21 protein-coding genes and 1 tRNA gene are annotated in these 24,069 nt (G+C 66.2%); 9 read left to right on the forward strand and 13 right to left on the reverse strand.

Features of this window, described 5'->3' with window-relative positions; all coding sequences use genetic code 11:
- Window positions 1-553: 553 nt before the first annotated feature.
- Both U4Z64_RS29250 and U4Z64_RS29255 read right to left on the reverse strand, forming a co-directional pair.
- Window positions 554-1,087: a cytochrome b gene (locus tag U4Z64_RS29250; RefSeq protein ID WP_321821801.1), complete on the reverse strand. Its 534-nt coding sequence runs from the start codon at window positions 1,085-1,087 to the stop codon at window positions 554-556.
- Window positions 1,084-2,172: a catalase family peroxidase gene (locus U4Z64_RS29255; RefSeq protein WP_321821802.1), complete on the reverse strand. Its 1,089-nt coding sequence runs from the start codon at window positions 2,170-2,172 to the stop codon at window positions 1,084-1,086. Before U4Z64_RS29255 ends, U4Z64_RS29250 begins: the two co-directional genes overlap by 4 nt.
- A gap of 158 nt (window positions 2,173-2,330) precedes the next feature.
- On the opposite strand from U4Z64_RS29255, the gene U4Z64_RS29260 reads away from it, so the two are divergent.
- Together U4Z64_RS29260 and U4Z64_RS29265 are read left to right on the forward strand one after the other, a co-directional pair.
- Entirely contained in the window at window positions 2,331-2,849 is a 519-nt protein-coding gene (locus tag U4Z64_RS29260) for a sigma-70 family RNA polymerase sigma factor (protein ID WP_124520413.1), read from the forward strand.
- Complete coding sequence (locus U4Z64_RS29265; protein ID WP_321821803.1) at window positions 2,846-3,607, forward strand: anti-sigma factor; 762 nt, start codon at window positions 2,846-2,848, stop codon at window positions 3,605-3,607. The genes U4Z64_RS29260 and U4Z64_RS29265 overlap by 4 nt, the downstream gene beginning before the upstream one ends.
- A gap of 1,094 nt (window positions 3,608-4,701) precedes the next feature.
- Here U4Z64_RS29265 and U4Z64_RS29270 read toward each other — a convergent pair.
- The 4 genes from U4Z64_RS29270 to U4Z64_RS29285 form a co-directional block, all read right to left on the reverse strand.
- On the reverse strand, window positions 4,702-5,040 hold the full coding sequence (locus U4Z64_RS29270; protein WP_124486771.1) for an EamA family transporter: 339 nt from the start codon (window positions 5,038-5,040) through the stop codon (window positions 4,702-4,704).
- Window positions 5,037-5,825 (reverse strand): class I SAM-dependent methyltransferase, encoded by a 789-nt coding sequence (locus U4Z64_RS29275; RefSeq protein ID WP_321821804.1) that lies wholly within the window; start codon window positions 5,823-5,825, stop codon window positions 5,037-5,039. The genes U4Z64_RS29270 and U4Z64_RS29275 overlap by 4 nt, the downstream gene beginning before the upstream one ends.
- Window positions 5,826-5,896: 71 nt before the next feature.
- The gene (locus U4Z64_RS29280) at window positions 5,897-7,405 is read right to left on the reverse strand and encodes a hypothetical protein (protein ID WP_321821805.1); all 1,509 of its coding nucleotides are present in this window, start codon (window positions 7,403-7,405) and stop codon (window positions 5,897-5,899) included.
- Between the two features lie 138 nt (window positions 7,406-7,543).
- Window positions 7,544-8,479, reverse strand: a complete 936-nt coding sequence (locus tag U4Z64_RS29285; protein WP_044845175.1) for a glycosyltransferase family 2 protein — start codon at window positions 8,477-8,479, stop codon at window positions 7,544-7,546.
- A 356-nt stretch (window positions 8,480-8,835) separates the two neighbouring features.
- Here U4Z64_RS29285 and U4Z64_RS29290 point away from each other — a divergent pair.
- Window positions 8,836-8,912 (forward strand) — tRNA-Val (locus tag U4Z64_RS29290).
- A gap of 230 nt (window positions 8,913-9,142) precedes the next feature.
- On the opposite strand, the gene U4Z64_RS29295 is transcribed toward U4Z64_RS29290, so the two are convergent.
- Window positions 9,143-10,024 (reverse strand): sigma-70 family RNA polymerase sigma factor, encoded by an 882-nt coding sequence (locus U4Z64_RS29295; RefSeq protein WP_321821806.1) that lies wholly within the window; start codon window positions 10,022-10,024, stop codon window positions 9,143-9,145.
- Window positions 10,024-10,500 (reverse strand): carboxymuconolactone decarboxylase family protein, encoded by a 477-nt coding sequence (locus tag U4Z64_RS29300; RefSeq protein ID WP_124893300.1) that lies wholly within the window; start codon window positions 10,498-10,500, stop codon window positions 10,024-10,026. The genes U4Z64_RS29295 and U4Z64_RS29300 overlap by 1 nt, the downstream gene beginning before the upstream one ends.
- A 299-nt stretch (window positions 10,501-10,799) precedes the next feature.
- Here U4Z64_RS29300 and U4Z64_RS29305 point away from each other — a divergent pair, with 299 nt between their 5' ends.
- From U4Z64_RS29305 to U4Z64_RS29330, 6 genes are all read left to right on the forward strand, one after another.
- Entirely contained in the window at window positions 10,800-11,075 is a 276-nt protein-coding gene (locus U4Z64_RS29305; RefSeq protein ID WP_321821807.1) for a hypothetical protein, read from the forward strand.
- Window positions 11,076-11,086: 11 nt separating this feature from the next.
- A complete protein-coding gene (gene egtB, locus U4Z64_RS29310; protein WP_321821808.1) occupies window positions 11,087-12,334 on the forward strand; it encodes an ergothioneine biosynthesis protein EgtB in 1,248 nt (415 codons plus the stop codon).
- The gene (gene egtD / locus U4Z64_RS29315) at window positions 12,318-13,331 is read left to right on the forward strand and encodes an L-histidine N(alpha)-methyltransferase (RefSeq protein WP_321802007.1); all 1,014 of its coding nucleotides are present in this window, start codon (window positions 12,318-12,320) and stop codon (window positions 13,329-13,331) included. Before egtB ends, egtD begins: the two co-directional genes overlap by 17 nt.
- A gap of 281 nt (window positions 13,332-13,612) precedes the next feature.
- Window positions 13,613-13,915 carry a hypothetical protein gene (locus tag U4Z64_RS29320; protein ID WP_044845179.1) on the forward strand — a complete coding sequence of 101 codons (303 nt, stop codon included), beginning with the start codon at window positions 13,613-13,615 and terminating at the stop codon, window positions 13,913-13,915.
- Window positions 13,916-13,971: 56 nt separating this feature from the next.
- The gene (locus U4Z64_RS29325) at window positions 13,972-14,226 is read left to right on the forward strand and encodes a glycine zipper 2TM domain protein (RefSeq protein WP_044845180.1); all 255 of its coding nucleotides are present in this window, start codon (window positions 13,972-13,974) and stop codon (window positions 14,224-14,226) included.
- 222 nt (window positions 14,227-14,448) lie between these two features.
- On the forward strand, window positions 14,449-14,835 hold the full coding sequence (locus U4Z64_RS29330; RefSeq protein ID WP_321821809.1) for a hypothetical protein: 387 nt from the start codon (window positions 14,449-14,451) through the stop codon (window positions 14,833-14,835).
- A 260-nt stretch (window positions 14,836-15,095) separates the two neighbouring features.
- Here the strand turns inward: U4Z64_RS29330 and U4Z64_RS29335 are convergent, their stop codons facing one another.
- From U4Z64_RS29335 to U4Z64_RS29355, 5 genes are all read right to left on the reverse strand, one after another.
- On the reverse strand, window positions 15,096-18,131 hold the full coding sequence (locus tag U4Z64_RS29335; protein WP_321821810.1) for a type III restriction-modification system endonuclease: 3,036 nt from the start codon (window positions 18,129-18,131) through the stop codon (window positions 15,096-15,098).
- The gene (locus tag U4Z64_RS29340) at window positions 18,131-20,149 is read right to left on the reverse strand and encodes a site-specific DNA-methyltransferase (RefSeq protein ID WP_321821811.1); all 2,019 of its coding nucleotides are present in this window, start codon (window positions 20,147-20,149) and stop codon (window positions 18,131-18,133) included. The genes U4Z64_RS29335 and U4Z64_RS29340 overlap by 1 nt, the downstream gene beginning before the upstream one ends.
- 358 nt (window positions 20,150-20,507) lie before the next feature.
- Complete coding sequence (locus U4Z64_RS29345; RefSeq protein WP_321812080.1) at window positions 20,508-21,638, reverse strand: porin; 1,131 nt, start codon at window positions 21,636-21,638, stop codon at window positions 20,508-20,510.
- Between the two features lie 256 nt (window positions 21,639-21,894).
- Window positions 21,895-22,572, reverse strand: coding sequence for a response regulator (locus tag U4Z64_RS29350; protein WP_044845185.1), 678 nt, complete (start codon window positions 22,570-22,572; stop codon window positions 21,895-21,897).
- A 105-nt stretch (window positions 22,573-22,677) separates the two neighbouring features.
- Window positions 22,678-24,045 (reverse strand): sensor histidine kinase, encoded by a 1,368-nt coding sequence (locus U4Z64_RS29355; RefSeq protein ID WP_321812081.1) that lies wholly within the window; start codon window positions 24,043-24,045, stop codon window positions 22,678-22,680.
- Window positions 24,046-24,069 lie beyond the last annotated feature (24 nt).

A 24,069-nucleotide genomic window follows, 5' to 3' on the forward strand; every position in this document is an offset into this window, starting at 1 on the left:
GGTTAAGAACCGGTCGCTCACTCAAAGCTGACAGGAATATGAATTGCTTCATAAACCTGACTTACTTTAGTGTGAGACTCTTGATACTTTCGCTATCTGATCCGAGGATCAGCTCGCGGCCATCAAGCGCCCACACTTATCGGCTGTTAATTTTTAAAGAGCATTTCTGCAAGAAACTTCGTGTTTCTCAGCAGCGCTGCGTTTTCAGCAGCAGAGAAGCGAGATTATCAACCGTTTTTTAAAACTCGTCAACAACTTTTTTAACTACTTCGTTGCGACGACTGCGGTTTAAATTCGTATGCACTGGAGTCGCTAAAACCGACTTCAACAGCACCGCTTCCCTTCTTTCCCCCGCGCTGCGTTTCCGTTAGCGCGAAAGAGGCGTGATTCTAAGCACCTGCCCCGGTCTCCGCAACCCCTTTTGTGAAATATTTTTGACGTGCTAGGCCGGGAGCCGCTGAGCCGCCCTAGTGGTCATATATAAGCGGCACGGCAAGAGCAGCCTCGGTCCCCCGTGAACAGCCCCGCCGTCGCGAACTCAACCTTCCGTCAATTACCGCCCAACCATCGCCCTCACCACGCCGTCCCGTCGAATCAGTCCGTGATACAGCGCCGCCGCGAAGTGCGCGAGGAACGTCAAGAAGAACAGATAGGCCAGCACGCGATGCGCGACCCGGAGCCAGGCGAACGCAACCGGATCAGCCGCAACGATCGCCGGCAACTGCACGCCGCCGCCCAAGGTCACCGGATACCCGCCAGCCGACAGCATCGCCCACCCGATCAGCGGCATCGCCAGCATCAGCGCATACAGCACCAGATGCGACCCATGCGCGGCAACCTTCTGCCACCCAGGCAAATCCTCAGGCAACGCCGGCGGCTTCGACGAAAACCGCACCACGATCCGCACACACACCAGCACCAGCACGGCAATCCCCAGCGGCTTGTGCAACGCCACCAGGAAATCGTGCCGCCCGGAAACCGACGCCACCATTCCTACCCCGATGAACAGCATCGCGACGATCATCGCGGCCATCACCCAATGCAGCAGCCTCGCCGGCAAGCCAAACGTCGTAGCAGCCTTCATCATCGTCCCTCCGCACTCAATCGCGCCGCGCCAGCCACGCCGGCCTCTTCACTCGTCCTGCGCAGATACGAATCCGCATAAGCCGCCGACCGCGCCGCCAGCAACGGATCCCCCGACACCTGAATCCCCTGCGGCAGCACCGTCGGGTCGTAATTCACGTCCCGGCACGGCCCGCTGTCCTGCAGCTCCACGCGATCGAGCACGAGCGTGCCCGCGTCGATCGTCATCCGCTGCGCGGGCCAGGTCTTCGTCGCGTCGTCCACCGGGTCGCCGGGTTCCGCCAGCGTGACCAGTAGCTTCCACTTCTGCGCGCCGTCCGCGATGCGCCGCGTCAGGTCCTGCTGCAGCACGTTCGGATCCGCGGCCGTCGCGACGTCCCCGGCGCCCGCCGTCTGCTCCGGCACGACGCGCCATCGCACCGCCTGGCGCTTGCCGGCCGCATCGACGAAGTAGAACGCGTTCAGCCCGTAATAGCTTTCGGTGACGTAGCTCGCGCTCGGCTTCGCACCCTTCACCCAGGCGCGGAACGCGGCCGTCTCCGGATGCGCGCCGAAAAACGCCTTCACCTTCTCCGGATCGGGCTTGCCCGTCGCCGGATCCGGCCGGGTCGCGAGCAGTTGCGCGTAGAACGCCTTCGGCGTCGCCACCGGAAACACCGGCATCGCGTTCATCCCGGTCCGCCATTGCTGGCCATCCGGTGCGGTGAGCTTCAGCGCGAGACTGCGGATCGGCACGCTGCTGTCTGGCGCATACGGATTTCCGCCCGGCAGTGCGAAGCGCCCGACCACCGGCGTGCGCACCGCCTTGAAGAACGGCGCGACCGAATACGCGCTCGCGGCGCCGTTGCCTTCGAAATAGCCGGTCACGCACACGCCCTTCGCGTGATTGCGCCGGAAACCCGGATGCTCGCCGCCGGCCGTCTGCAGCGCGTCGACGAGCCGGTGCGGGGTCAGACGCGCCGGCGCGAGCCAGCCGCCGACATACCCGAACGCCACGGCCACGCCGGCCACCGCGCCGCCGATCACGGCCCAGCGCCACCATCCGTGCCCAGGCTCGCGCGGCGGTGAAGAAGAGGATGATTGCTTCATGGATGCACTCCCGATCGTCAGATCATTGTCGAACGCGTGTAGGACGCCACCCGCGCCGCTTTATTCCATGAAGAAATTTTTCGTATGCTGACGGAATAAGCGGCGCCGACCGGCGTCCTACGCGGCATCTCCACGCTTATCGGCTCGCGCCCCCGGCCATGCCCTCAAACGCCCCCGACGACGACGCATTGCGCGAACTCATCCCCAGGCTGCGACGCTTCGCGCTCTGGCTGGCACGTGATGTCCATGCGGCCGACGATCTCGTCCAGTCGACGCTCGAGCGTGCGCTGTCGCGCTGGGCGAGCCGCCGCGACGACGCGTCGCTGCGCAGCTGGCTCTTCACGATCCTTTACCGGCAGTTTCTCGACGGCAAACGCAGCGCGAAGCGCTATGCGTGGCTGCTCGGCCGCATTCGCGACGACGACGAAGCGCACTGGCCGTCCGCCGAACGCGAGGTGGCCGCGCGCGCGACGCTCGAAGCGTTCGGCCGTTTGTCCGACGAGCAGCGCAGCCTGCTGCTGCTCGTCGCGGTCGAGGGCTTCACGTATCGGGAAGTCGCCGACCTGCTCGACGTGCCGATCGGCACCGTGATGTCGCGACTCTCCCGCGCCCGCCAGGCGCTGCGCCAGCTCAGCGACGGCGAGCTTCCCGCTCCTTCTCTCCGTTTGATGAAATGAATACGCTCCGTCCCGACGAACACGATCTCCAGGCCTATGTCGACGGCCAGCTCGACGACGATGCGCGCGCCGCGGTCGAGCGATATCTCGCGCTGCATCCGGAGAGTGCGGAACAGGTGAAGCAATGGCAGCAGGATGCGCAGCGATTGCGGGCCGCGCTCGAAGGCGTGCGGATGCCTGGCGAGAATCCTGCGCTGGATCCGGCGGCGATTCGTGCGAAGCGTGCGGAGCGCTCGCGGGTGCGGTTCGCGATGGCGGCTTCGTTCGTGTTCTGTATCGGGCTCGGGACGTTTGGCGGGTGGCAGGCGCGTGGGTGGAACGCGGCGCCGCCGATTGCGCCGATGAGCGATGCGGTCGGGGCTTACCGGATGATGGTGGTCGATCAAACCGCGAAGGTGGATTTCCGGCCGAACGGTGCGGGCGATTTGCAGAGGTGGCTCACCCGCCGCGTCGGGGCATCAGCGAGGCTGCCGGATTTGAGTGCGGCGGGGTTCAGGCCGGTCGGCGGACGGTTGTTTACGACGGACAGTGGGGCCACGGCCGCGATGGTGCTCTATGAGGACGACGCCGGGCGGACGCTGAGCTTCTATCTCCGGCCCGCGGAATCGAAACATCGGCTGCTGCCGGCCGGGCAACGCGTGGATGGGTCGTTGCTGGCGCGGTATGGGTCGGTGAATGGGCTCAACTTCGCGGTGGTCGGGCCTGTGGATAGTCTTGGTGAGCACGCGGTCGTGAGGGCGCTCGATCAGCAGATTTGAGCTGGACGATAGGCTGTCAGTTGGTGGCCGTTGTGCGCTGACTGCGGTCCGTCCGATGCGGTTCGATAAGCCTGAAAGCACTCACATTCACCGTTCGGGGTCACAGCGTTTAAATTCGCTTTCGTGGTGGTTGTCCACACCGCGAACCTCGTCGCGGTGCGTTCCCGGATGGGTAGACCCTCTTCGGTTCCGACGTCACAGGGTTTGGCGTCTTCTGGACGCAGGATATCCACATCGGCCGCAGCGGCTCGGTATGCCGTCTCTGGTTGAATCACTCACCTTCGACCCGCACAGCATTTCGAGTGTCTTTGGGTCGCGATATCCACATCGCCCTCTCCGAGCTGGTACACAGGATTTCGATTCGGCCGCTCACGGGTTGTTCGCATGCGCGTGAGCGCTTCGAATCAATGTGTTCCCGATGGGGGCACACAGCGTTCCTGATTGTTTTGCGTGCCGGTTGTCCACACGCGACAATCGGGCGCTACGGCCGCACGGACTCCAGCGTCGTGTCGTCCGTCATGTCGTACGACGGTGGCGTGGTCGTCATAACGGATCCTTGTGCAGCCGCATCGGTCATGAGCACCCACGACGCAGCCAGCAATATCGATCACCAGCATCTCATTGACGGGAGCCTTCATCGATCGTCGGGATCGAACTTCACGTTGAATCGCTCGCCCTTGAACCGACAACGATCCCGAACCCCGGCGATTCTACAGATACGAGCGTTCGAGCTGGTCGCCGGTTTCGGCTTAGCTTGATCCATCCACCGCACGCAGTGCATATCCCGTCCGGATCACAGTCGGCGGACTGTGCTTATCCAAAGGTGTTAACAGAGTTCGTATATATACGTAGTGATAGTTAACAAGCCCGCAGCCTCACAGTGGATAACTTCCGTAACGCCCTGAATTTTCAGCATGAAGTGGAATGCATAACCACAGGCGATGCACAGGAAAATCGCTGTGCATCACAGAACAACTTTCCGTCGATTCACAGTCGCGCCGACATATCCTCAATCGTTCCACTGTGAATCCAGAGGCTTGCCGGACGGTTATCCATAGCGCGCTGTGGATAAGTTGCAGCGCCAGTCCGCCCCGCTATCGAACCATGGCAATCAGATACAGCCCTCCGAGGATCATCGCGACGCCTCCCCATTGCGCATACGACACACGCTCGCCGAAGAACACGATTCCGGCCAGAAAGACGAGCACGAACGTAAGCGCGGTAAACGGATACACGACGGTGAGCCCGGTCTTGCTCAAGGCGAAGATCCAGAGCACCGTGCCTGCGCCGTAGCAGAGCAACCCGAGCGCGACCCACGCATTGATGAATTCAGTCAATGCATGGCGGCCGTCGGCACCGATCTTGAACGCGACCTGGCCGGTTGCCGCGAGGAACACGCCGGCCAGAATGAGCACGTAGACGGACAGTTTCACCGGTGTTCCTCGTGGCGCTTCAATTGGTTGGCGACCATCCGGCTCTTCAGCATGGCGATGCCGGTTTTCACGCGCACCGGCAGCCAGCGCAGCAGGAACTTGCGTGCCTTGTAGCCGGGCGGCGACACGTCCGGTATGCCCGAACGGCTGTCGACGCGGTGTTGTCCGATCGCGTCCGGCAGCCGTTCCGCTTCGTCGGCGGCAACGAAAAAGAGCAGGTTGTAGCGGTACCACGGCTCGATGCGCATGTCTGCGGCGATCATCGGCCGGACGAAATCGAACAGCTGGTAGCCGTGGCGCGCGAACAGGTCACGCCAGAATTCGTAGCGCTGTTCGTTGATGTGGTTCTCGCCGCCCTGGCCAGGCACGGCGGCGGAAAACAGCACGCGCTTGCCGTGCCGGACGAGATTGTCGACGAGTGCCTCGCTGGATGCCTTTGGCACGTGCTCGCCGACTTCGAGGCACTGGACGAGATCGAACGATCGCCCGAGATCGAAGCGCTTCGAAATATCGGCCGGTACGAAATCGGCGGGGTCGACCATCAGCATCGAACGATCGACATAGTCGCCGTCGATGCCGGTGATGTCCTGCACGCCGAGCTGGCGATGCACGCTGAGCCATGCTCCGGCACCGCAACCGACGTCGAGGATACTTGCAGGCTTCAGCAGCGCGTTGACGCCGGGCAGCACGCCATGCGCCGACCGCGCCGATCCCTCGCGCTGGTACCGGTAGAAGATCTCGTCATACGAGCGCGGCGTATCGTCCGCGATGAATCCAGGTGACATCGCAATCTCCCGATGGCGCGATCGGTGCACGACGTGGCGCGACGCATCGCACCTCATGCGACGCAGTGCAATCAATCGCCTCGACAAGCCTGCTTCTCGTACACCGACCATTCGCCCGCCGTCTTCACGCGCACGACGCGACAGTCCGGATTGGCGAAAAACGTGTCCGGCAGCGGTGTCTCGGCGCGAACGAAGAAATACCGGTACAGGCGCCCTTGGTGCCGCTGCCAGTCGAAGTGCCGGTACAGCGGCAGCGGCGAGACGTCGGACGGCCCGACACCGGGCAGCCGGTCGAGCCGAAAGCGGACGATCTGCGGCGGGAACCGCGCGGCATTGAAATCGACGAATCCGCGGTGCTCGGCCTGATACCAGAGCGCGAAGTTCTCGTAGGCATACGGGTTGCCGGCGGCCGGGCTCGTCCTGTCGACCATGATCGCAAGACCGCGCTGTGCGGGTTCGATCGCGTTGGCAACCACGTCGAAATCAGCGCTCTCGTCGGCGAAGCGCAGCGCGCGGACACCTTGCTGAACGATGAAACCGGCGCAGACCACGGCAAGGAGCAACTGCGTCATCAGCGCGAGCTGCGGCATTCGTCGGCCGGGTTCCATCGGTGCGGGCGCGCGGAACATCAGCGCATAAAACGGAAACAGGAACAGCGCAAAGCGCGGATACAGGAAAAACGTGTTGATCGCGAACAGCGGCACCGTAAACCAGACGATGGTCACGATGATTGCCGGTACATAGGCGGCGACTTGCCGGTTCGGTTTCGATGCCATCACGAACGGTGCGGCAGCGATCAGCAGGAATGCCAGCAGCGAACGGCTGTCGCCGGCGACACCCCACGGATAGAGCACGGCCGCGAACACGCGCACGACCGGGCTGATCCCCCACATCACGGTAAACGGATACATCGGCGTCAGATCGACGTCACGATGCAACGCCGCGTACAGCACGGTGACGGAGGCGAGGATCGCATACGGCCACGAGGCGAGCAGCACGCGCGGCAACATGCTGGTCCGGCGCAGGCGCACGAGCAGGAACAGCACGCCGATCGCGTTCGCGAACACGAAGAGTAGTCCGTGCGAGAAAAACAGCGCGAGATTCACGAGCACCAGCATTGCGCCGCGGCGGGCTGTCGGCCGCCCGGCATAGTCGAGCGCGAGCGCCAGGAAGATCATCGCGACCGGTACGGCGACGAGGTACGAGTAGAAACCGAACTCGTATGCGAAGCCGAAGAATCCGGGCACGCACAGCCAGTCGAGGCGCGGGTCCGTACCGAGACGCCGGCGCAGTGCGAGGTACGCGGCGACGAAACCATAGAACGACAGGGTCAGCATGACCTTGAACGCAGCCGCGACCGGCATCACGAACGAAAGCAGCGCCGCCGCGCCATAGCCGAGCAGGTAGGGCGTAAACAGATTGATCCGCAGCAATGGCGCCCATGGCGACTGGCCGCGCAGCATGTCGCGCAGCGTGGCGACCTGCGCCGCATGCTGCGGAAGATCGACCATCGGCGGGTGCGGCGCGAGCCAGAACAGCAGGCCGGCGGCGGCGACCGTCGCAACGAACAATGCGCGCAACGTGCGATCGGCTGTGCGATATGGCCACGCACGCGGCAAGCGGCCGCTTACCGTGCTGTCATCCATTGCACGAGCCCCCGCATGAGAGACCGCCGCCAGCCTGGCACCGGGCCGTTGCGCGACAGGACCGATGGCCCGTCATAGCGTCTTCTCGACGATGAAGCGCGGGCGCTGCTTCGTCTCCGAATAGATCTTCGCGACATAGCCGCCGATTACGCCGAGGAACAGCAACTGCAGGCCGCCGAGAAAATACATCGGGATCACGGTGGACGCCCAACCGGGCACCGAACGGTCGGTGAACAGCCGGATCGACAGCGCCCAGATGCCGAACACGGTCGAGGCCAGCGCGAGCAGCGCGCCAACGTACGCGCTCCATTGCAGCGGCTTCGTCGAAAACGACGCGACGCCGTCCGACGCGAGCAGGATCATCCTCGCCAACGGATATTTGCTTTCGCCGGCGAAGCGCGGCTGCCGGTCGTACCGGACGATCGCGGTACGGAAGCCCAGCAGCGGCACGATGCCGCGCAGGAACAGGTTGACCTCGCGGAAGCCGCGCAATTCTTCGATCGCCCGGCGGCTCATCAGGCGGAAGTCCGCGTGATCCGGCAAGATGTCGACGCCGAAGCGGCGCAGCAGCCGGTAGTAGCCGCGCGCACTGACGCGCTTGAAGAAGCCGTCGCTGTCACGACGCTGCCGCACGCCGAATACGATCTCGGCGCCGGACTGGTATTCGCGCAGCATGCGCGGAATCGCGTCGAGGTCGTCCTGGAGATCGGCGTCGAGACTGATCAGCACGTCGCCGTTGACTCTCATGAGCCCGGCAAGCAATGCGTTCTGGTGCCCGTGGTTGCGCGACAGCTTGAGGCCGTGGATACGTGGATCGGCTGCATGGAAGCCTTCGATGAGGGACCAGGTCCGGTCGTGTGAACCGTCGTCGACGAAGGTCACGCCGCTCGCGCCGTCAATGATGCCGTCGCGGGTAAGCTGATCAAGCAGGATCGTGAGCCGGCGTACGGTTTCCGGCAACACGGCTTCTTCGTTGAAGCAGGGAATTACCAGATTGAGCGCGACCATACCCACCCCGATATCGTTACGCGTGCGTTGCGGTCTGCCGTCGTCACGAGGCGCTACTGGTTCGTGCAAGGTGGCGGGCGGATCGTGCATCGCGCGCGCCTGTTCCCCGTGACCGGATCGGGCCGGTTCCTGCTCTTGATTGTCGTTCGCAACCCCCGGCCCCGGATTCGCGACGAATCCATTATGACGGAACGTACCCGGGCCCGGTGAGACGTCGCAGTGAGGATGAACCCGGATGCGATTGCGGTCTGCGCTCGAGCGCCGGACGATCCCCCAACGCATCCACCCCGATTCAAAAAATTTTCACGAAGGGGCTTGCGCACCTCCAAAACCCTCTCTATAATTCGCGGCTTCTTAGGCTCGTAGCTCAGTTGGTTAGAGCACCACCTTGACATGGTGGGGGTCGTTGGTTCGAATCCAATCGAGCCTACCAACGAACAAAATGAAGGGGTCTGGCAGCTCGCATTGCCTACAGGCAATCCGGCTCGCCAACATACAAACGCCACGCGGCAACATCGCGTGGCGTTTTTCTTTTTGCGGCCGAAACTGCGCATGCATGTGCAGATGCAGCGTGTACGATCCATGCACGACAGGCAGCCGGCAGTGGGTAAAAGCAGGGCGCAGAGCACGAAAAGCGGTCGCAAAGCCCCCGCTCGTTACGCATCAATGCAGATGCTTCAACTTGTCAGGATTCCGCACGACATAGATCGCGACGACCTTCCCGCCCTCGATCTCGAGAGCCGTCGTCTGCAGCTCGCCATCCGCTTCCAGTGTGACGAACCCCGGCAGCCCGTTGACGAACCCCGCGCGCACGAGCTTCGACGCATGCGTGGCGAACAGCTCGGCGAGGTACGCGTGCACCTTCATCACGCGCTCGAAGCCGAACACCGGCTTGCCCGCGGCCGTGCGCTTGCCGCCGCCGTCCGAATGCAGGCTCACGTCCTCGGCGAGCATCGCGCCTAGCGCGCGCATGTCGCCGCTGCGCGACGCCGCGAAAAACGCCTCGGCCAGCTCGATCCCGCGCTGCTTCTCGACATGAAACCGCGGCCGCGCCTCGCGCACATGCGTGCGCGCCCGCGCGGCGAGCTGCCGGCAGGCGGCCGGGTCACGCTGGATCGTCGTCGCGATCTCGTCGAACGCGAGGCCGAACACGTCGTGCAGCAGGAACGCCGCACGTTCGAGCGGCGACAACCGTTCGAGCGCGAGCATCAGCGGCAGCGTGACGTCCTCCTGTTCATCTTCCTCGACGACCGGCTCGGGCAGCCACGGGCCGATGTAGGTCTCGCGCCGGTGCCGCGCGGACTTGAGCTGGTCGAGGCACATGCGCATCACCATGCGGCGCAGGAACGCCTCGGGCACGCGCACCTCGGTGCGATCGACGTCCATCCAGCGGATGAACGCCTCCTGCACGATGTCCTCGGCGTCCGCGACGGAACCGAGCATCCGGTACGCGACGCGCATCAGCGTCCGACGCAGCGGGTCGAAGCTCGCCGCTGCGTCGGCCCGGTCTGCGGCGCTGCCGGCGGCCGGATCGAGGTGGGTCATCACGCCACCATCTTCGCGGCAGCGGCCTTCGCCTCGGCGGGATCGATCCACAGCCCGAAGCCGACGGCCAGCCGGTTCCAGCCGTTGATCACGTTGATCATCACCGTGAGTTTCACCTGTTCCTCCTGGCTGAAGTGGTCGTTCAGCACCGCATACGCGGCCTCGTGCGCGCCATGGCCTTCTGAAAGCCGCGTGAGCGCGTCGGTCCAGCCGAGCGCCGCGCGTTCGCGGTCGGTGTAGCAGGGCGCTTCACGCCATGCGGCCAGCAGGTTGATGCGTTGCTCGGTCTCGCCTTGCTCGCGCGCCTCGACGGTGTGCATGTTAAGGCAGTTCGCGCACGCGTTGATTTGCGACGCGCGGATCTTGACCAGCTCGATCAGCGTCGGCTCGAGGCTCCCGGCAGCGGCGACCGAGACGGCCATCCAGTTCTTCATCAATGCGGGCGCGGCGGCAAACGGATTGAGTTTCGCAGTCATGGTTCCTTCTCCTTTCGTGTGGGTTCCGGCGATATGACGAGCGAGCCCTGCGCCCCTGTGACATCGACGCAAAAAAATTTTCAAAAACGGGGAAGCGCGCGGAGGGCAGAGCGGTTGAACGGCGGTGTCGTGGTCCGCGACACCGACGCGCGGACCCGTGCCGATTTCGATGCCATGGCGCCGCTCCCATGGCGAACCCGTGTCATCCGATCTTTCATGACGCCGGTGTGGATGTCATGAGATGTCGGCATGGAGAACCCGCGGGCATACACATTGCGTTCACCCTCCGAGCCGCCGTCATGACGGGCATCGACGGTTCGTCACGCCGCCGCCCCGCGCATGATCGATGCTTTCATCTTTCTTTCGCGCTCGTTTCACCCGAAATCCGATTCGCGACCTTCACATTTCTGGCCCATACTGTTCTGCACGGGCAGATGAAGTCACGCCGCACCAGCGGCCCGGCGCGCGCGCCGGCTGTCCGACGACGCAGCAATGAAGGTCGCACGTCAGCCGCGCGCATCCGAGCGCAAGGCTTTCCTTTTTCCGGCAACGCAACGCAGCGAATCGCGACGTGAACGGTAAACCGATGAGCCTCCTTGCATCCCAGCTTCAGCGCCGTTACCAGGACGTGCGCGCCCATAGCATCGCGTTGACCGCGACGCTGTCCGCCGAAGACCAGGCCGTGCAGTCGATGCCCGACGCGAGTCCGGTGAAATGGCATCTCGCGCATACGACCTGGTTTTTCGAAACCGTCGTACTGATGCGTCGCGTGCGCGGCTACGCGCCGTTCGACGACGCGTTCCAGTTCCTCTTCAATTCCTATTACGAAGCGCTCGGCCCCCGCCATCCGCGGCCGCAGCGCGGGCTGCTCACGCGTCCGTCGCTCGATGAGGTGCACGCGTACCGGCAGTACGTCGACGATGCGATGCTGCGCGCGCTCGACGGTGCCGATCCGGCGTTGCTCGCCACGATCGCGCCCGAGATCGAGCTCGGCCTGCATCACGAACAGCAGCATCAGGAACTGATCGTCACGGACATGCTGCATGCGTTCTCGTGCAACCCGCTGAAGCCCGCGTTCCGGCCGCGCAGCGGCGCCGATGTGCACGCCGGGCGCGCCGGGCACGCCGCCCTGGCCGCGGGCGATGCCGGCCCGTTGCGCTGGCTGCATCAGCCGGGCGGGCTCGTCGAGATCGGCCACGATGGCGCCGCGTTCTCGTTCGACAACGAACGGCCGCGCCATACGGCGCTCGTGCGTCCGTGCGAGATCGCGAACCGTCTCGTGACGAATGCGGAATTCGCGGCCTTCATCGCGGACGGCGGCTATGCACGCCCCGAATACTGGCTGTCCGACGGCTGGGCGACGGTGCAGCGGGAAGGGTGGCAAGGGCCCGCGTACTGGATTCCCGGCGACGACGGTGATCCGGCAGCCGCACACGCGTGGCGCGCGTTCGGCCTGCACGGCGTCGAGCCGCTCGCGCCCGATGCACCCGTGTGTCACGTGAGCTTCTACGAGGCGGCGGCGTATGCGGAATGGGCCGGCGCACGCCTGCCGACCGAATTCGAATGGGAGGCCGCGTTCGGCGCGGATGGCATCGCGCAGATGCTCGGGCACGTCTGGCAGTGGACGCGTTCGTCCTACGAGCCGTATCCGGGCTTTCGGCCGCTCGCGGGCGTCGCTGCGGAATACAACGGCAAGTTCATGGTCGGCCAGCAAGTCCTGCGCGGCAGCAGCATCGCGACCCCGCCGGGGCACGAACGGCCGACGTACCGCAATTTCTTTCCGCCGGCCGCGCGCTGGCAATTCACGGGAGTGCGACTTGCGCGAGACGTCTGATCTGACGGCCACGAGCGGTGGCCTGCAACCCGCCCGCGATGCGCGGCCGAGCGCGTTCGAGCGCGACCTGATCGACGGGCTGTCGCGCACGCCGCGCAGCATTCCGCCGAAATACTTCTACGATGCGGCCGGCTCCGCGCTGTTCGATCGCATCTGCGAACTGCCGGAGTATTACCCGACGCGTACCGAACTCGGGATCCTGCGCGATCGCGCGGCCGAGATCGTGCGGCGCGTCGGCCCGCATGCGGACATCGTCGAATTCGGCGCGGGCTCGCTCGAGAAGATCCGCGTGCTGCTCGACGCGTGCGCGGACAACTATGCGAACGCGCCGGCGCGCTACGTGCCGATCGACATCTCGGCCGACTACCTGCACGGCGCGGCCGCGCGACTGCGTGCCGCGTATCCGTGGCTCGACGTCGCGCCGCTCGCGGCCGACTACACGAAGGCCGAGCAGCTCGCCGAGCTGACCGGCACGCCACGCCGGCGCATCGGCTTCTTTCCCGGCTCGACGATCGGCAACTTCTCGCCGGAGGAAGCCGATACGTTCCTGCGCGACGCCGCGCGGCTGTTGCGCGGCGGCGGCCTGCTGGTCGGTGCGGATCTCGTGAAGGACGAACGCACGCTGCATCACGCGTACAACGACGCGCAGGGCGTGACCGCCCAGTTCAACCTGAACCTGCTCGCCCGCGCGAACGCGGAGCTCGGCGCGGATTTCGATCTCGACGCGTTCTCGCATTGCGCGTTCTACGACCGTGAGCTGCAGCGCATCGAGATGCATCTCGTCAGCGATATCGCGCAGACGGTGCACGTGCGTGGCCACGCGTTCCGCTTCGAGGCCGGCGAACGCATCCACACGGAGAACTCGCACAAGTTCACGATAGACGGCTTCCAGGCGATCGCGCGGCGTGCGGGCTTCGAGCCCGACACCGTGTGGACCGACGCGGACCACCTGTTCAGCGTGCACTGGCTGCGCAGCGTCGACGATATCCGCGCGTAACGTCGTCGCGAGTCGTCGCGATCCGCTCGCACGGCGTGCGCGCGGGACGCGTGCGGTCTGCGTCGCCGGCCCGCGCGCCGGCAAAATTTCCCGACTCTCCGATTCGATGCGTCGTTGCAACGGCGTGTCGAATCGCTCGTGCCCCTTGTCCCGCAAGGCTTCGCGCCCCTCCGTAAACGTCCGTTACCGGTCTCGCATACCGGTTTCACCTGTGTCCGCCCGTGGTGCCTAGACTCCGAACCGTAGTCACATGACGCACGACACGTGCAGGGAGTCGCGAAATGAGCAAGAAACTTATTCTCGGTGCAGTTCTCGGCGTAGCGGCGCTGGCAGCTTCGGGCGTCGCATCGGCCCACGTCGACCTGTCGGTCGGCATCGGTGTGCCGGGCGTCTATGCGGCGCCGGCGCCGGTCTACGTCGCGCCGCCGCCGGTGACGTACGCGCCGGTTGGCTACTATCGCGATGACGACTGGCGTGAGCGTCAATGGCGCGAACACGAATGGCGCCGTCGTGAATGGCGCGAGCACGAGTGGCGCGAGCGCGGCTGGCGTGACGGCGACGGCTGGCGCGGCCGCTGGAACTGAACCGGGCAACCGGTTCACGAGGACACCGAGTACGACGACGAGAGGAGCGTGATCGCATGATGCCCATTCGACACATCAGGTATAGCGCGGCGGCCGCCGTCGTCGCGCTCGCAACGATCGGCAGCGCGCACGCGGCGGGCTGCATGAAGGGCGCGGTGGTGGGCGGCGTCGCCGGCCACTACGCGGGACATCACGCCGTGGTCGGCGCGGTCGGCGGCTGTATCGTGGGCCGCCACATGGCGAAGAAGCACGAGCAGGAACTGGCCGCGCAGCGCAAGGCCGCCGCGCAGGGCGTGCAGCCGGCGCAGTAAGCGTAGCCACCGGCGGAACGGCGCGATCGCGCCGTCTCCGCCTTTCGTTTCCCTTGTCGGGTGGCGGCCGACCGGCCGGTTCATCAAGCATGCCGAACGCCGTCGGATTGATCCGACGAAACCGCGCCGCGCGCGCCGTTACGATCATTTACAACGCCGCGCCGCACGAAGCGCGCGCGTACCTAGAATGCAGTCACTCGAACGCGCTCCAGGGAGCAAACAATGAAAACGCAACGATATCTGTCCGTGCTCGCAGCTGCGCTGCTCGCACTCGGCGCCGTTTCCGCGCAGGCGGCGGGCGGCGGCAATGGTGGCGGTGGTGGTGGCAACGGCGGCGGCCATGGCGCCGGCGGGATGGGCGGCATGGGTGCCAATGCGGGCGGCATGTCCGCCGGCCACATGAGCGGTGAAGCGCTGAGCAACTCGAACGGCATGCACGCGGGCGACCGCGACAAGGGCCTGTCGCGCGCAGCCGATCGCTCCGATTCGATCGCCGATCGTGCCGGCGCGCAGCCGGGCAGCGGTCACGGGCGCTCGCACGGGCACACCGCGCATGCATCGAAGTCCACGCGCCACGCGCATCGGAACGCATTCGGCCACACGCTGTAAGCGCGGCGCACGCATGCGGAAGAAGGGCGCTTCGGCGCCCTTTTTCATTGCCAGCGGACCAAGGGGCGCCGCGGTGAGTCGCGTTGCTCGTCGCGCATCGACCCCGATTTGCAACCAGCCGTAACCGCACGCACGAACGCGCCAGAATACGAACCGCTTTCACGCGAATGACAGGCGGATTCGCTCCCCCATACGCGGGCATCGCAGCAGCGCCGCGGCCCGCGCCATGAAAAAAGGGCGGCTCGTCGCCGCCCTTCGTTTCAGCGTCCCGCGCCCGCCAGCGGCGCGACGGCTGCAACAGGCTCGAACAACGCGTCGGCCTGCCTGACGCGCACGAACCGCGCGGCCGCCCCGCCGTCCACCAGCGCCCGGAAATGCGCTTCGCCGCACGCGAGCTTCGCGCGCTCGTGCTCGCTGGTCACGTCGCCGTCTGCATTCGGCGTATCGACGACGAAGTACAGCCGCTCGCCGCCATCCTGCTCCGCGAGCACCGCCCAGTCGGGGTGATAGCTGCCGAGCGGCGTCGGCACGCGGAACCATGCGGGCAACTTCGCGTACAGCTTCACGCCGTCGTGCGCTTCCAGCGCATCGGCGAACGCGCGCTCGGCGTCGGTCTCGCACACGACGGCCTCGTGGATCGACTTCCGCGCATCCGGCCGCAGGTTGCGCAGATAACCGGTCAGCGCCTCGCTTTCGAACGACTCGAGCGCATGCACGTGGCGCTCGCCGAGCTTCCGGTACGCGATGCCGGCAACCAGCGCGAGCCGCTTGCAGCGGTTGATCGCATCGGCGGCCAGCGCGATGAACTGCTGCGGATTCACGCGGAAATCGTCGAGCCGGCCGCTGTCGGCCAGGATCGTCGCGAGCGAGCGGCGCGTGAGCTGCGTGCGGTCCTGCAGTTCGGTGAGCAGGTCGGGTAGCGGCAGCTCGCCTTCATCGATCAGCACCGTGCCGGCGCCGGCCACCTCGATCGCCTCGATGCCGGCCTTGCCGATGTCGATCTCGGCCTTGCGCCACTGCAGCCGCGCGCGCGCGATGTCCGGCGCGTCGCGCAGCGCGGCCGTGCAGTCGCGCACGAGCTTCGCGTTGTCGAACTCGACGCTGTACACGGTGCGATGGCGGATGCGGTCCCACAACGCGCGGAAGTCGTCGCCGAACACGACGGCCTTGCCCGACGCGTCGCGCCGCAACGCGATCGCGCGCCGCTCGTCCGCGTTGCGCACCGCGAAGCGGCCCGACAGCTTGCGCAGCGTCGCGACGATCGGCGCGCGCAGCGTCTCGAACGCCGCGGGCAGCACGAGCGCGCTCTGGCGCAGCGCATCCTTCAGCCGGTCGAGCACCTTGCCCTGCGCGTCGACGTAGCCCTGCTCGTGCAGATGGGTCCACAGCACGCGCGACAGCTCGATGCCGAGCGCATGCGCGGGCCCGTCGCCTTCCTGCACCGGCAGCGCCGCGAACTGGTGTTCCTCGACGATCCCGAAACGGATGCCCGTATCGGCCTCGATTTCCTTCTGCAGGTTCTCCGCGAACGACTCGTAGCGCTCGGTCGCGATCACGGTGAGCGTGTTCACGCCCGGATCGCGCACGCGTTCGCCGTCCTGGTCGACGGCGAGGCGCAGCCCGCGGCCGAGCGTCTGGCGACGCTCGCGTTCGGTCTGGATGTCGCGCAGCGTGCAGATCTGGAACACGTTCGGGTTGTCCCAGCCTTCCTTCAGCGCCGAATGCGAGAAGATGAACTTCAGCGGCGTGTCGAACGACAGCAGCGCTTCCTTCTCGCGCATGATGAGGCCGTACGCGCGCTCCGCGTTCTCGCGGGCCGCGGCGCTGCTTTCGCTCGTGTCGGTCCAGCCGCCCTTGCGGTCGATCGAGAAGTAGCCGTTGTGCGCGCGCTCGACTTCGAGCGCGACGTCGACGCCGTCGAATAGCGCACGGTAGGCCGGCACACGCGCCGCGCGCGCATATTCTTCTTCGAAGATCAGCGCGTAGTCGCCCTTCACCGGCATCCCGTTCTCGTCGTAGCGGCGATAGCGTTCGACCGAATCGACGAAGAACAGCGACAGCACCTTCACGCCGCGCTCGGCCAGGCGCAATTCCTTGTCGAGATGCTCGCGGATCGTGCGGCGGATCATCTCGCGCTGCACGGCGAGTGTGTCGATGTCGCCGAACGCCTCGCCGAGCGACAGGAACGACTCGCCTTCCGGATGGCGCAGCTCGACGTACTCGGCGCCCTTCACCGCATGCACTTCGCCGATCCGCAGCCCCGCGTACAGCGCGCGCTTGGTCAGGCGCTCGAGATCGTCGCCGTCGGTGGCCGTCACGATCTGGCGCTTCACGCCGGCCGCGGTCGCGACGTCGAGCTCGATGCGTGCGCTGATCGCACCGCGCCGGTTCGACACGCCGACGAGCCGCACGTAAGGCTTGTTGTGCGCATCCTCGACGATCGCCGACGCGATCTCGATCTGCTTGACGAGCTTGCGTTCGTACGCGTCGACCGCGTCGAGCCGGTACACCATGTGGTGACGGTCGACGTGCGTGGCCGAATAGCGCAGCGTGCAGAGCGGCGCCATCGCGGCGAGCGCTTCGCGCCCGCGCCCCTCGAGCCCGCCGTCGACGCTCTGCGGCTCGTCGACGATCACGATCGGCCGCGTCGCGCGGATCAGGTCGATCGGCTTCTCGCCGCCGGTCTTCTCGCTGTCTTTATAGAGGTTGTTGATCTCTTTCTTGTTGATCGCGGCGACCGTCATCACCATGATCTGGATCGCCGCGCTCGCCGCGAAGTGGCGCACCTGGCCGAGCTTCGCGGAGTCGTACAGGAAGTAGTCGTACGGCACGCCCGCGTACAGCGCGCGGAAATGATCCTCGGTGATCGAGAGCGTCTTGTGCACGCCTTCCTTGATCGCGATCGACGGCACGACGATCACGAACTTCGTGAAGCCGTAGCGGCGGTTCAGCTCGAAGATCGTGCGCAGGTACACGTAGGTCTTGCCGGTGCCGGTCTCCATCTCGACGGTGAAGTCGCGCGAGCCGGGCTGGCCGGACGGCGGCAGCCCGCCGCGCAGCTGGACGTCGGCGAGGTTGCGCGCGAGCGCGTCGTCGGTCAGCGACAGCCGGTTGCCGACGCCTTGCTCCGACACCGCGAAGCCGAGCGAGCCTTGCGCCGCGGCCGTCGTGCCGGGCGCGGCGTTCGCGAGCACGCTGAAGTCGCCGCGATACGATTCCTGGCCGCGAAACAGGTCGCAGACGGCGTCGATCGCCTCGCGCTGGTAGTCGAGATCCGCTTCGAAATGCAGCCGCATCACAGGCTCCGCACGCGCTTCACGCCGTGCTGTTCGAGCAGCGCGGCGAGATTGAGCTTCGCGACGTCGTCGACGAAGCCGCTGTCGCGGAACAGGCACGTGACGTCGCGCGTGGCACCCGTCGCGTCGAGCAGCTCGACGATGCCGTCGGCGAGCGGGCCCGCGTCGTCGCGCGCGATGCGCGCGTCGAAGCACGCGACGATCGAGCGGCCGATCAGGTGCACGGTCTTGCCCGCGACCGGGTGACGTTCGACCGGCGTGCACAGATCGAGGCCGAGCTTCAACGTGAGTTCGGCGAGCAGGTCGTCCTCGCTGCGGCCGGTCTTCACGTGCTCGACGGATGCGAACAGCGCGTGGTCGAAGTCGTCGCGGCGCGGATCCCATTCGATCACGTTGGTCGTGTCGAGCCGGTACACGCGGAAACCGAGGTCGCCATAGCTTTCCGGGTAGTCGCGCGCGACCTGCTGCGCGGTGCGGCGCAGGCGTTCCTTCGTGATTTCCGCGAGCGTCAGCGGCTTCTTCAGCTTCGCGCAGAAATCGGCGGCCGCCAGCTGCGTCTTGTCGCGGCGGTCGAGCGCCTCGGGCAGCTGCACGAGGATGTAGCGCCGCGCGCCGCCGTCGGTCGCGTTCACCTGCATCACCGCGTGGCCGGTCGAGCCGGAACCCGCGAAGCAGTCGAGCACGATGTCGTCGCCGCGCGTGCACCAGCCGATCACCGCCGCCGCGAAATCCACCGGCTTCGGCTGGTCGAACGGGATGCCGAGCGTCTTCAGCAGCGCGTCGTCGGAGCCGGCGAACGGCAGCACCGACGGCACGTTCTCGTACATGTTCTCGTCGAGGTAGTAGATCCGCTGCGGCTGCGTGGTTTCATCCGGACCGAATTCGATCTGGCCGCGCTCGATCAGCGCCTGCATCGTCGCGGGCGGGTTGCGCCAGCCGCGCGCCGGCATCGCGCACGGCTTGCCGGTGACCGGGTGGATCAGCGGCGTGAAATACTCGTCCGGCGCCTTCTTCTTGTTCGGCCACGCCATCGACACGAGGCGATACACGCGCCCGTCGGCCGACAGCCGGTCGTACATCACCTCGCCGCCGGACAGGTTGGTCTGCGCCTTCATCCACGCGCGGTAGGCCTTCTGCGCGTCCTTCGCGTTGCCGCTGCGGTACACCGCGTCGTGCGCGGCATCCAGCATGCGCTGCGCATTGCGCTTCGGGCGCTTCAGCGGCGCCTGCTCGAGCAGCGTCTCGGCGTTGCGCGCGAACAGCACCAGCGATTCGTGCTGGTACGCGACGCCGCGCGCATCGCCCTTCGGGTTGCGCTTGTCCCACACGGCCACGCCGAGCTCGTTCTCCTCGCCGAAGATCTCGCGCAGCATCAGCACGAGCGCATGCACCTCGTGCTCGTCGATGTGCACGGCGATCAGCCCTTCGTCGGACAGCAGCGCGTGCGCGAGCTTCAGGCGCGGATACATCATGTTCAGCCAGTCGGTGTGGAACCGGCCGTTCGCCTCGGTGTTGGTGCTGCGCTTCACGCCGCCTTCGGTCTGGCCCGTCATCGCCAGGTAGTGGCGGATGCTGTCGCTGAAGTCGTCCGGATAGACGAAATCGCTGCCGGTGTTGTACGGCGGGTCGATGTAGACGAGCTTCACCTTGCCCGCGTAGCTCTTGTGCAGCAGCTTCATCACGTCGAGGTTGTCGCCCTCGATCACGAGGTGGCGCGTGTCGTCCCACGCGACGCTGTCGGCAGGGCACGGACGCAGCGTGCCCGTCGACGGCGTGAGTGCGGCCTGGCGCGCGCTGCGCTTGCCGTGCCAGTGGAAGCCGTAGCGCTCGTCGGCGTCGCCGACGGTGCGCTCGCCGACCAGCGCCTTGAGCACGTCGACGTCGACCGACGCGCCGTCCGGGCCTTCGGTCACGAGTTCGGGGAACAGCGCCTTCAGGCGCGCGACGTTGTCGGCGGTGAAATCCGTCGACATCGCCTGCGGGCTCGCCGCATCGAGTTTCTGCATCGTTTTTTCCATCGGAGCCCGGCCGCGTGCGCCAGGACGTCGGGCGCACTCACGGCTCCGGCGGCAATGGCCACCCGGGCAAACCCGAAACGCTAGCGAGTCGGTCGGCGCAGGTCAAGCACCGATGTGAGGGCATCGTGCGCGCATCGGCCGCGATCGCCCGCCGGACGGGCCGCAAGCGGCTTCGGGCCGGTGGTCGCGGCGGCGGCCGACCGGCGTTCCCCGGGGGCGCTGCGCGGGCCAAAAGCGACGAAAAAACGGCGAAAAAAAGGGCACGGTCAGCGCGATGCGCCGCCGTGCCAGCATGGAGAATCCCGGATGGAGGGTGTGGCGGAGCCCGGCGGGCCCCGCCCGATGACCGGCCCTCGGGTCAGAAGCGCGTGCGGATGCCCGACGTCAGTTCGAGCTGGTTCTTCGCGCCGAACGTCGACGACACCTTGTAGCCGCCATGCAGCTTCATGTAGTCGCCGGCCAGATACACCTCGGTGCGCTTGCTCAGGTGGTAGAACACCGACCCGTAGATCGTCTCCTTGAAGCCGTTGCCGACGCCGTTGGTCAGGCTGAACGCGCCGAGGTTCGCGTTCGGCGTGAAGCCGTCGGCGTTGTACGCGGCGTTCTTGATGCGCATCTGCTGATAACCGAGCTCGTAGTCGAGCGCGCCCTTCGGCGCGATCTTCATCGACACGGTCCACGAATCGTCGTGGCGCTGGCCGAGCGCGCCCTGGTCGCCGTTGTAGCGGAAGTAGCCGGCGTTCAGGCGCACGATGCTGAACGAGTAGTCGCCGCCGACCGAGAACGTCTGGTTCCTGAAGCCGTTGTGGTTCACGTGGTTGTAGAAGCCCGACACGGCGAACGGCCCGCCGTTGTAGCCGAGCGCGACCTGGTATGCGGAGCCGGTCGCGAACGAGGTCGAGTTGCTGAACTGGTAGCCGGCGCTCGCGAAGATGCCGTTGCTGAACAGCTTCTTCCACGCGACGCCGTTGTTGTAGCGCGTGCCGGTCGGGCCGGCCGCGTAGAAGATCATTTGCTTGAAGTTGTTCGAGTTGGTCCAGCCGCCTTCCTCGGTCGTCAGCTTCGCGGAGCCGTACGCGTCGCCGTAGATCGCCGATGCGTCGCGCGCGATCGTGTTCTGGAAGCCGGCCGTCAGCTTGCCGAAGCGCTCGTCCTCGACGCCGACCCATGCGTCACGGTCGAAGATCTGGCCTTCGTCTTCCATCTGGCCGTTCGCGACCACGAATTCGCTTTCGAGGCGGAAGATGATCTTCGTGCCGCCACCGATGTCCTCGGCGCCTTTCAGGCCCCAGCGGCTGCCGCTGAACCACGGCTCGCCTTCGTTGCCCATGCCGATCACATGGTTGCCGTTGGCGTCGGCGTGGGTCCGGTAGGTCGGAAAGCTCAGGTCCATCAGGCCGTAAAGCTGCACGCTCGACTGCGCCTGCGCCTGGGTGCCGGCGCACAGGCCTGCCGCCGCGATGGAAAGGGCAAGGGTTTTTCGTTTCAAGATCGTCTCCTCCGAGCTGCCGCATTGAAATCTGTTTGTTGGCAGTACGTAATGTATGCCGATTGTTGCCGACCACAGCGAGAGGGCCGACGCATAGCATCGTAGAGGGGGCAATCCTTCACGCCGCTTTCCCGGAGGAAAGAATCGGATCGGTGAAAACACCGAAATCGCAATAATCGGGAATCGGGCAAGCGGGCAGCCCGCGGGCTGCCAAAACAACATTACGTGCTGCGAATCGATGCCGCGGGCCGCGCCGTCAGTCCTGCGCGGTCTTCGCGCGCAGGATATAGCCGAGCCCGCGCAGCGTGATGATCTCGGCCGTGCTGAGCGCGAGATGCTTGCGCAGCCGGTGGATGTAGATGTCGATCGCATCCGCGCTCGGCTCGTCGTCGAGCGCGAACACGCTGTCCATCAGCCGCGCCTTCGATACCGTCTTGTTCTGCTGCAGCATCAGCGTTTCGAGAATCGCATGCTCGCGGCGGCGCAGCGCGAGCACCGTGTCGCCGCAGCGGAATTCACGCGTGCCGAACGCATAGACGAGATCGCCGCACACGAGCTGCGTCGTGCCGACGCCGGCCTGCCGGCGGATCAGCGCGCGGATCCGCGCGACCAGCTCGCGCGATTCGAACGGCTTGACCACGTAGTCGTCGGCGCCCGCGCCGAAGCAGTCGACCTTGTCGTCGACCGAGCCGTGCGCGGTCAGCATCAGCACCGGCACGTTGTCGTTGCGGCGCCGCAATCGCGCGAGCACCTCCTTGCCGCTGATGCCAGGCAGCCGCATGTCGAGCAGCACCGCGTCGTAGCGCTCGGTCTTCAGCACGGTATCGGCGCGCTCGCCGTCGCCGACGCAGTCGACCGCGAAATCCTCGCCGCGCAGCAGGTTCACGATCCAGTGCGCGAGTTCGGCGTTGTCTTCGACCAGCAGGAGTTTCATGGCGACTTCATCTCTTCAAGGAAACGTCGGGCCGCCCCAAGTTTCCCGCCCGGCAGGAAGTCCCCTTGGGGGCCTGGCGCGCAGCGACCGGTTTGGGCGCACTCTTCAATCGTACGCGGGCAGCCGCACGGTCACGACGATACCGCGATTGCCGGGGCCCGGCGCGAGCGACGCGCTGCCGCCGTGCGCCTGCGCGATCTCGCGGACGATCGCGAGGCCCAGGCCCGAGCCTTCGGTGTCGGCCGACACGCGGTAGAACCGCTTGAACACGTGCGGCCGCGCTTCGGCCGGAATGCCGGGGCCGTTGTCGACCACCTCCAGCACGACCGCGGCGCCGTCGCGCCGTGCCGCGACCGTCACGCAGCCGCCCGGCTGCGTATAGCGCACCGCGTTGTCGACGAGGTTCATCACCAGCGCGGTCAGCAGGCTGTCGCTGCCCGCGACGTCGAGCCGTTCGCCGAGATCGGCGCCGAGGTCGATGTTGCGCTGCTGCGCGAGCACGATCGTTTCCTCGAGCACGCTCGACACGACGGCCGCGAGATCGACGCGATGCGTGAGCAGCGTCGACGGCGTCGCTTCCGCGTGCGCGAGCAGCAGCAGCTTGTCGGTCACGTCGGCCATCTTGCGGCTGCTGCGCTGCATGCTGTCGAGCACCGACGCCAGCTCGCGATCGTCATGGTCGCGCTGCTGCGCGTACTGGATCTGCGTGTCGAGCACCGCGATCGGCGTGCGCAGCTGGTGCGCGGCGTCGGCGATGAAGCGACGCTGCGTGGCCGTGTGCGTATTGAGCCGCGCGATGCACTGGTTGATCGCGTCGACGATCGGCCGCAGCTCGTGCTGCAGCCGCTCCGGGCGGATCGGCTCCAGTTCCATCGGCCCGCGGTCGGCGACGTCGTCCTTCAGCTTCATCAGCGGGCGCAGCTCGAGTGTGAGGCCGAGATAGACGAGCACGATCGCGAGCACCAGCATCAGCGACAGGCGCACGAGCTGCGGCCGCCAGATCGTCGCGACCATCGCGTCGTACGAGCGCGTCGTCTTCGCGACGATCACCGTGACCGTCTCGATCTGCCCCTCGTCGTACAGCTGGCGATCGTAGGCGGCCGCGCGCAGCCGCACGCCGTCGAGCGACGTGTCGTACAGCGTCGGCTCGACCCCGTGCCGCCCGGGCACCGCGAGCGCCGGGTTGCCCGCGAGCAGCCGGTCGTGGCCGTCGATCACCTTGTAGAACACCGAATCGCCCGACGGCGATTCGAAGATCTCCAGCGCGGCCGGCGGCACGTCGGCCGCCGGCCGCCCGTTGCGCCATTCGACGTCCTCGCCGATCGTGCGCGCGGACGCGACGAGCGCGCTGTCCTGCACGAGCCCGGCCGTGCGCCGCGCGGTGTCGTACGACATCGCGCCCGCGATCAGCACGAAAGCCGCGAGCGGCAGCAGCAGCCACCACAAGAGCCGCCCGCGCAGGCTGTGCGCCATTCCGTCTCCTCAATGCCGAACCGC

The sequence above is a fragment of the Burkholderia sp. BCC1996 genome (assembly GCF_905339955.1).
In the GTDB taxonomy this organism is placed as follows: Bacteria; Pseudomonadota; Gammaproteobacteria; order Burkholderiales; family Burkholderiaceae; genus Burkholderia.

Bases quoted from the DNA above. Each gene is read 5' to 3' on its own strand.
- U4Z64_RS29255 (WP_321821802.1), bottom strand. From the start codon at position 2,172: ATGAAGCAATCATCCTCTTCTTCACCGCCGCGCGAGCCTGGGCACGGA.
- U4Z64_RS29260 (WP_124520413.1), top strand. From the start codon at position 2,331: ATGCCCTCAAACGCCCCCGACGACGACGCATTGCGCGAACTCATCCCC.
- U4Z64_RS29355 (WP_321812081.1), bottom strand. From the start codon at position 24,045: ATGGCGCACAGCCTGCGCGGGCGGCTCTTGTGGTGGCTGCTGCTGCCG.
- U4Z64_RS29275 (WP_321821804.1), bottom strand. From the start codon at position 5,825: ATGTCACCTGGATTCATCGCGGACGATACGCCGCGCTCGTATGACGAG.
- U4Z64_RS29295 (WP_321821806.1), bottom strand. From the start codon at position 10,024: ATGACCCACCTCGATCCGGCCGCCGGCAGCGCCGCAGACCGGGCCGAC.
- U4Z64_RS29320 (WP_044845179.1), top strand. From the start codon at position 13,613: ATGAGCAAGAAACTTATTCTCGGTGCAGTTCTCGGCGTAGCGGCGCTG.
- U4Z64_RS29305 (WP_321821807.1), top strand. From the start codon at position 10,800: ATGACGGGCATCGACGGTTCGTCACGCCGCCGCCCCGCGCATGATCGA.
- U4Z64_RS29350 (WP_044845185.1), bottom strand. From the start codon at position 22,572: ATGAAACTCCTGCTGGTCGAAGACAACGCCGAACTCGCGCACTGGATC.
- U4Z64_RS29330 (WP_321821809.1), top strand. From the start codon at position 14,449: ATGAAAACGCAACGATATCTGTCCGTGCTCGCAGCTGCGCTGCTCGCA.
- U4Z64_RS29335 (WP_321821810.1), bottom strand. From the start codon at position 18,131: ATGCGGCTGCATTTCGAAGCGGATCTCGACTACCAGCGCGAGGCGATC.
- U4Z64_RS29250 (WP_321821801.1), bottom strand. From the start codon at position 1,087: ATGATGAAGGCTGCTACGACGTTTGGCTTGCCGGCGAGGCTGCTGCAT.
- U4Z64_RS29325 (WP_044845180.1), top strand. From the start codon at position 13,972: ATGATGCCCATTCGACACATCAGGTATAGCGCGGCGGCCGCCGTCGTC.
- U4Z64_RS29340 (WP_321821811.1), bottom strand. From the start codon at position 20,149: ATGGAAAAAACGATGCAGAAACTCGATGCGGCGAGCCCGCAGGCGATG.
- U4Z64_RS29265 (WP_321821803.1), top strand. From the start codon at position 2,846: ATGAATACGCTCCGTCCCGACGAACACGATCTCCAGGCCTATGTCGAC.
- U4Z64_RS29285 (WP_044845175.1), bottom strand. From the start codon at position 8,479: ATGGTCGCGCTCAATCTGGTAATTCCCTGCTTCAACGAAGAAGCCGTG.
- U4Z64_RS29300 (WP_124893300.1), bottom strand. From the start codon at position 10,500: ATGACTGCGAAACTCAATCCGTTTGCCGCCGCGCCCGCATTGATGAAG.
- egtB (WP_321821808.1), top strand. From the start codon at position 11,087: ATGAGCCTCCTTGCATCCCAGCTTCAGCGCCGTTACCAGGACGTGCGC.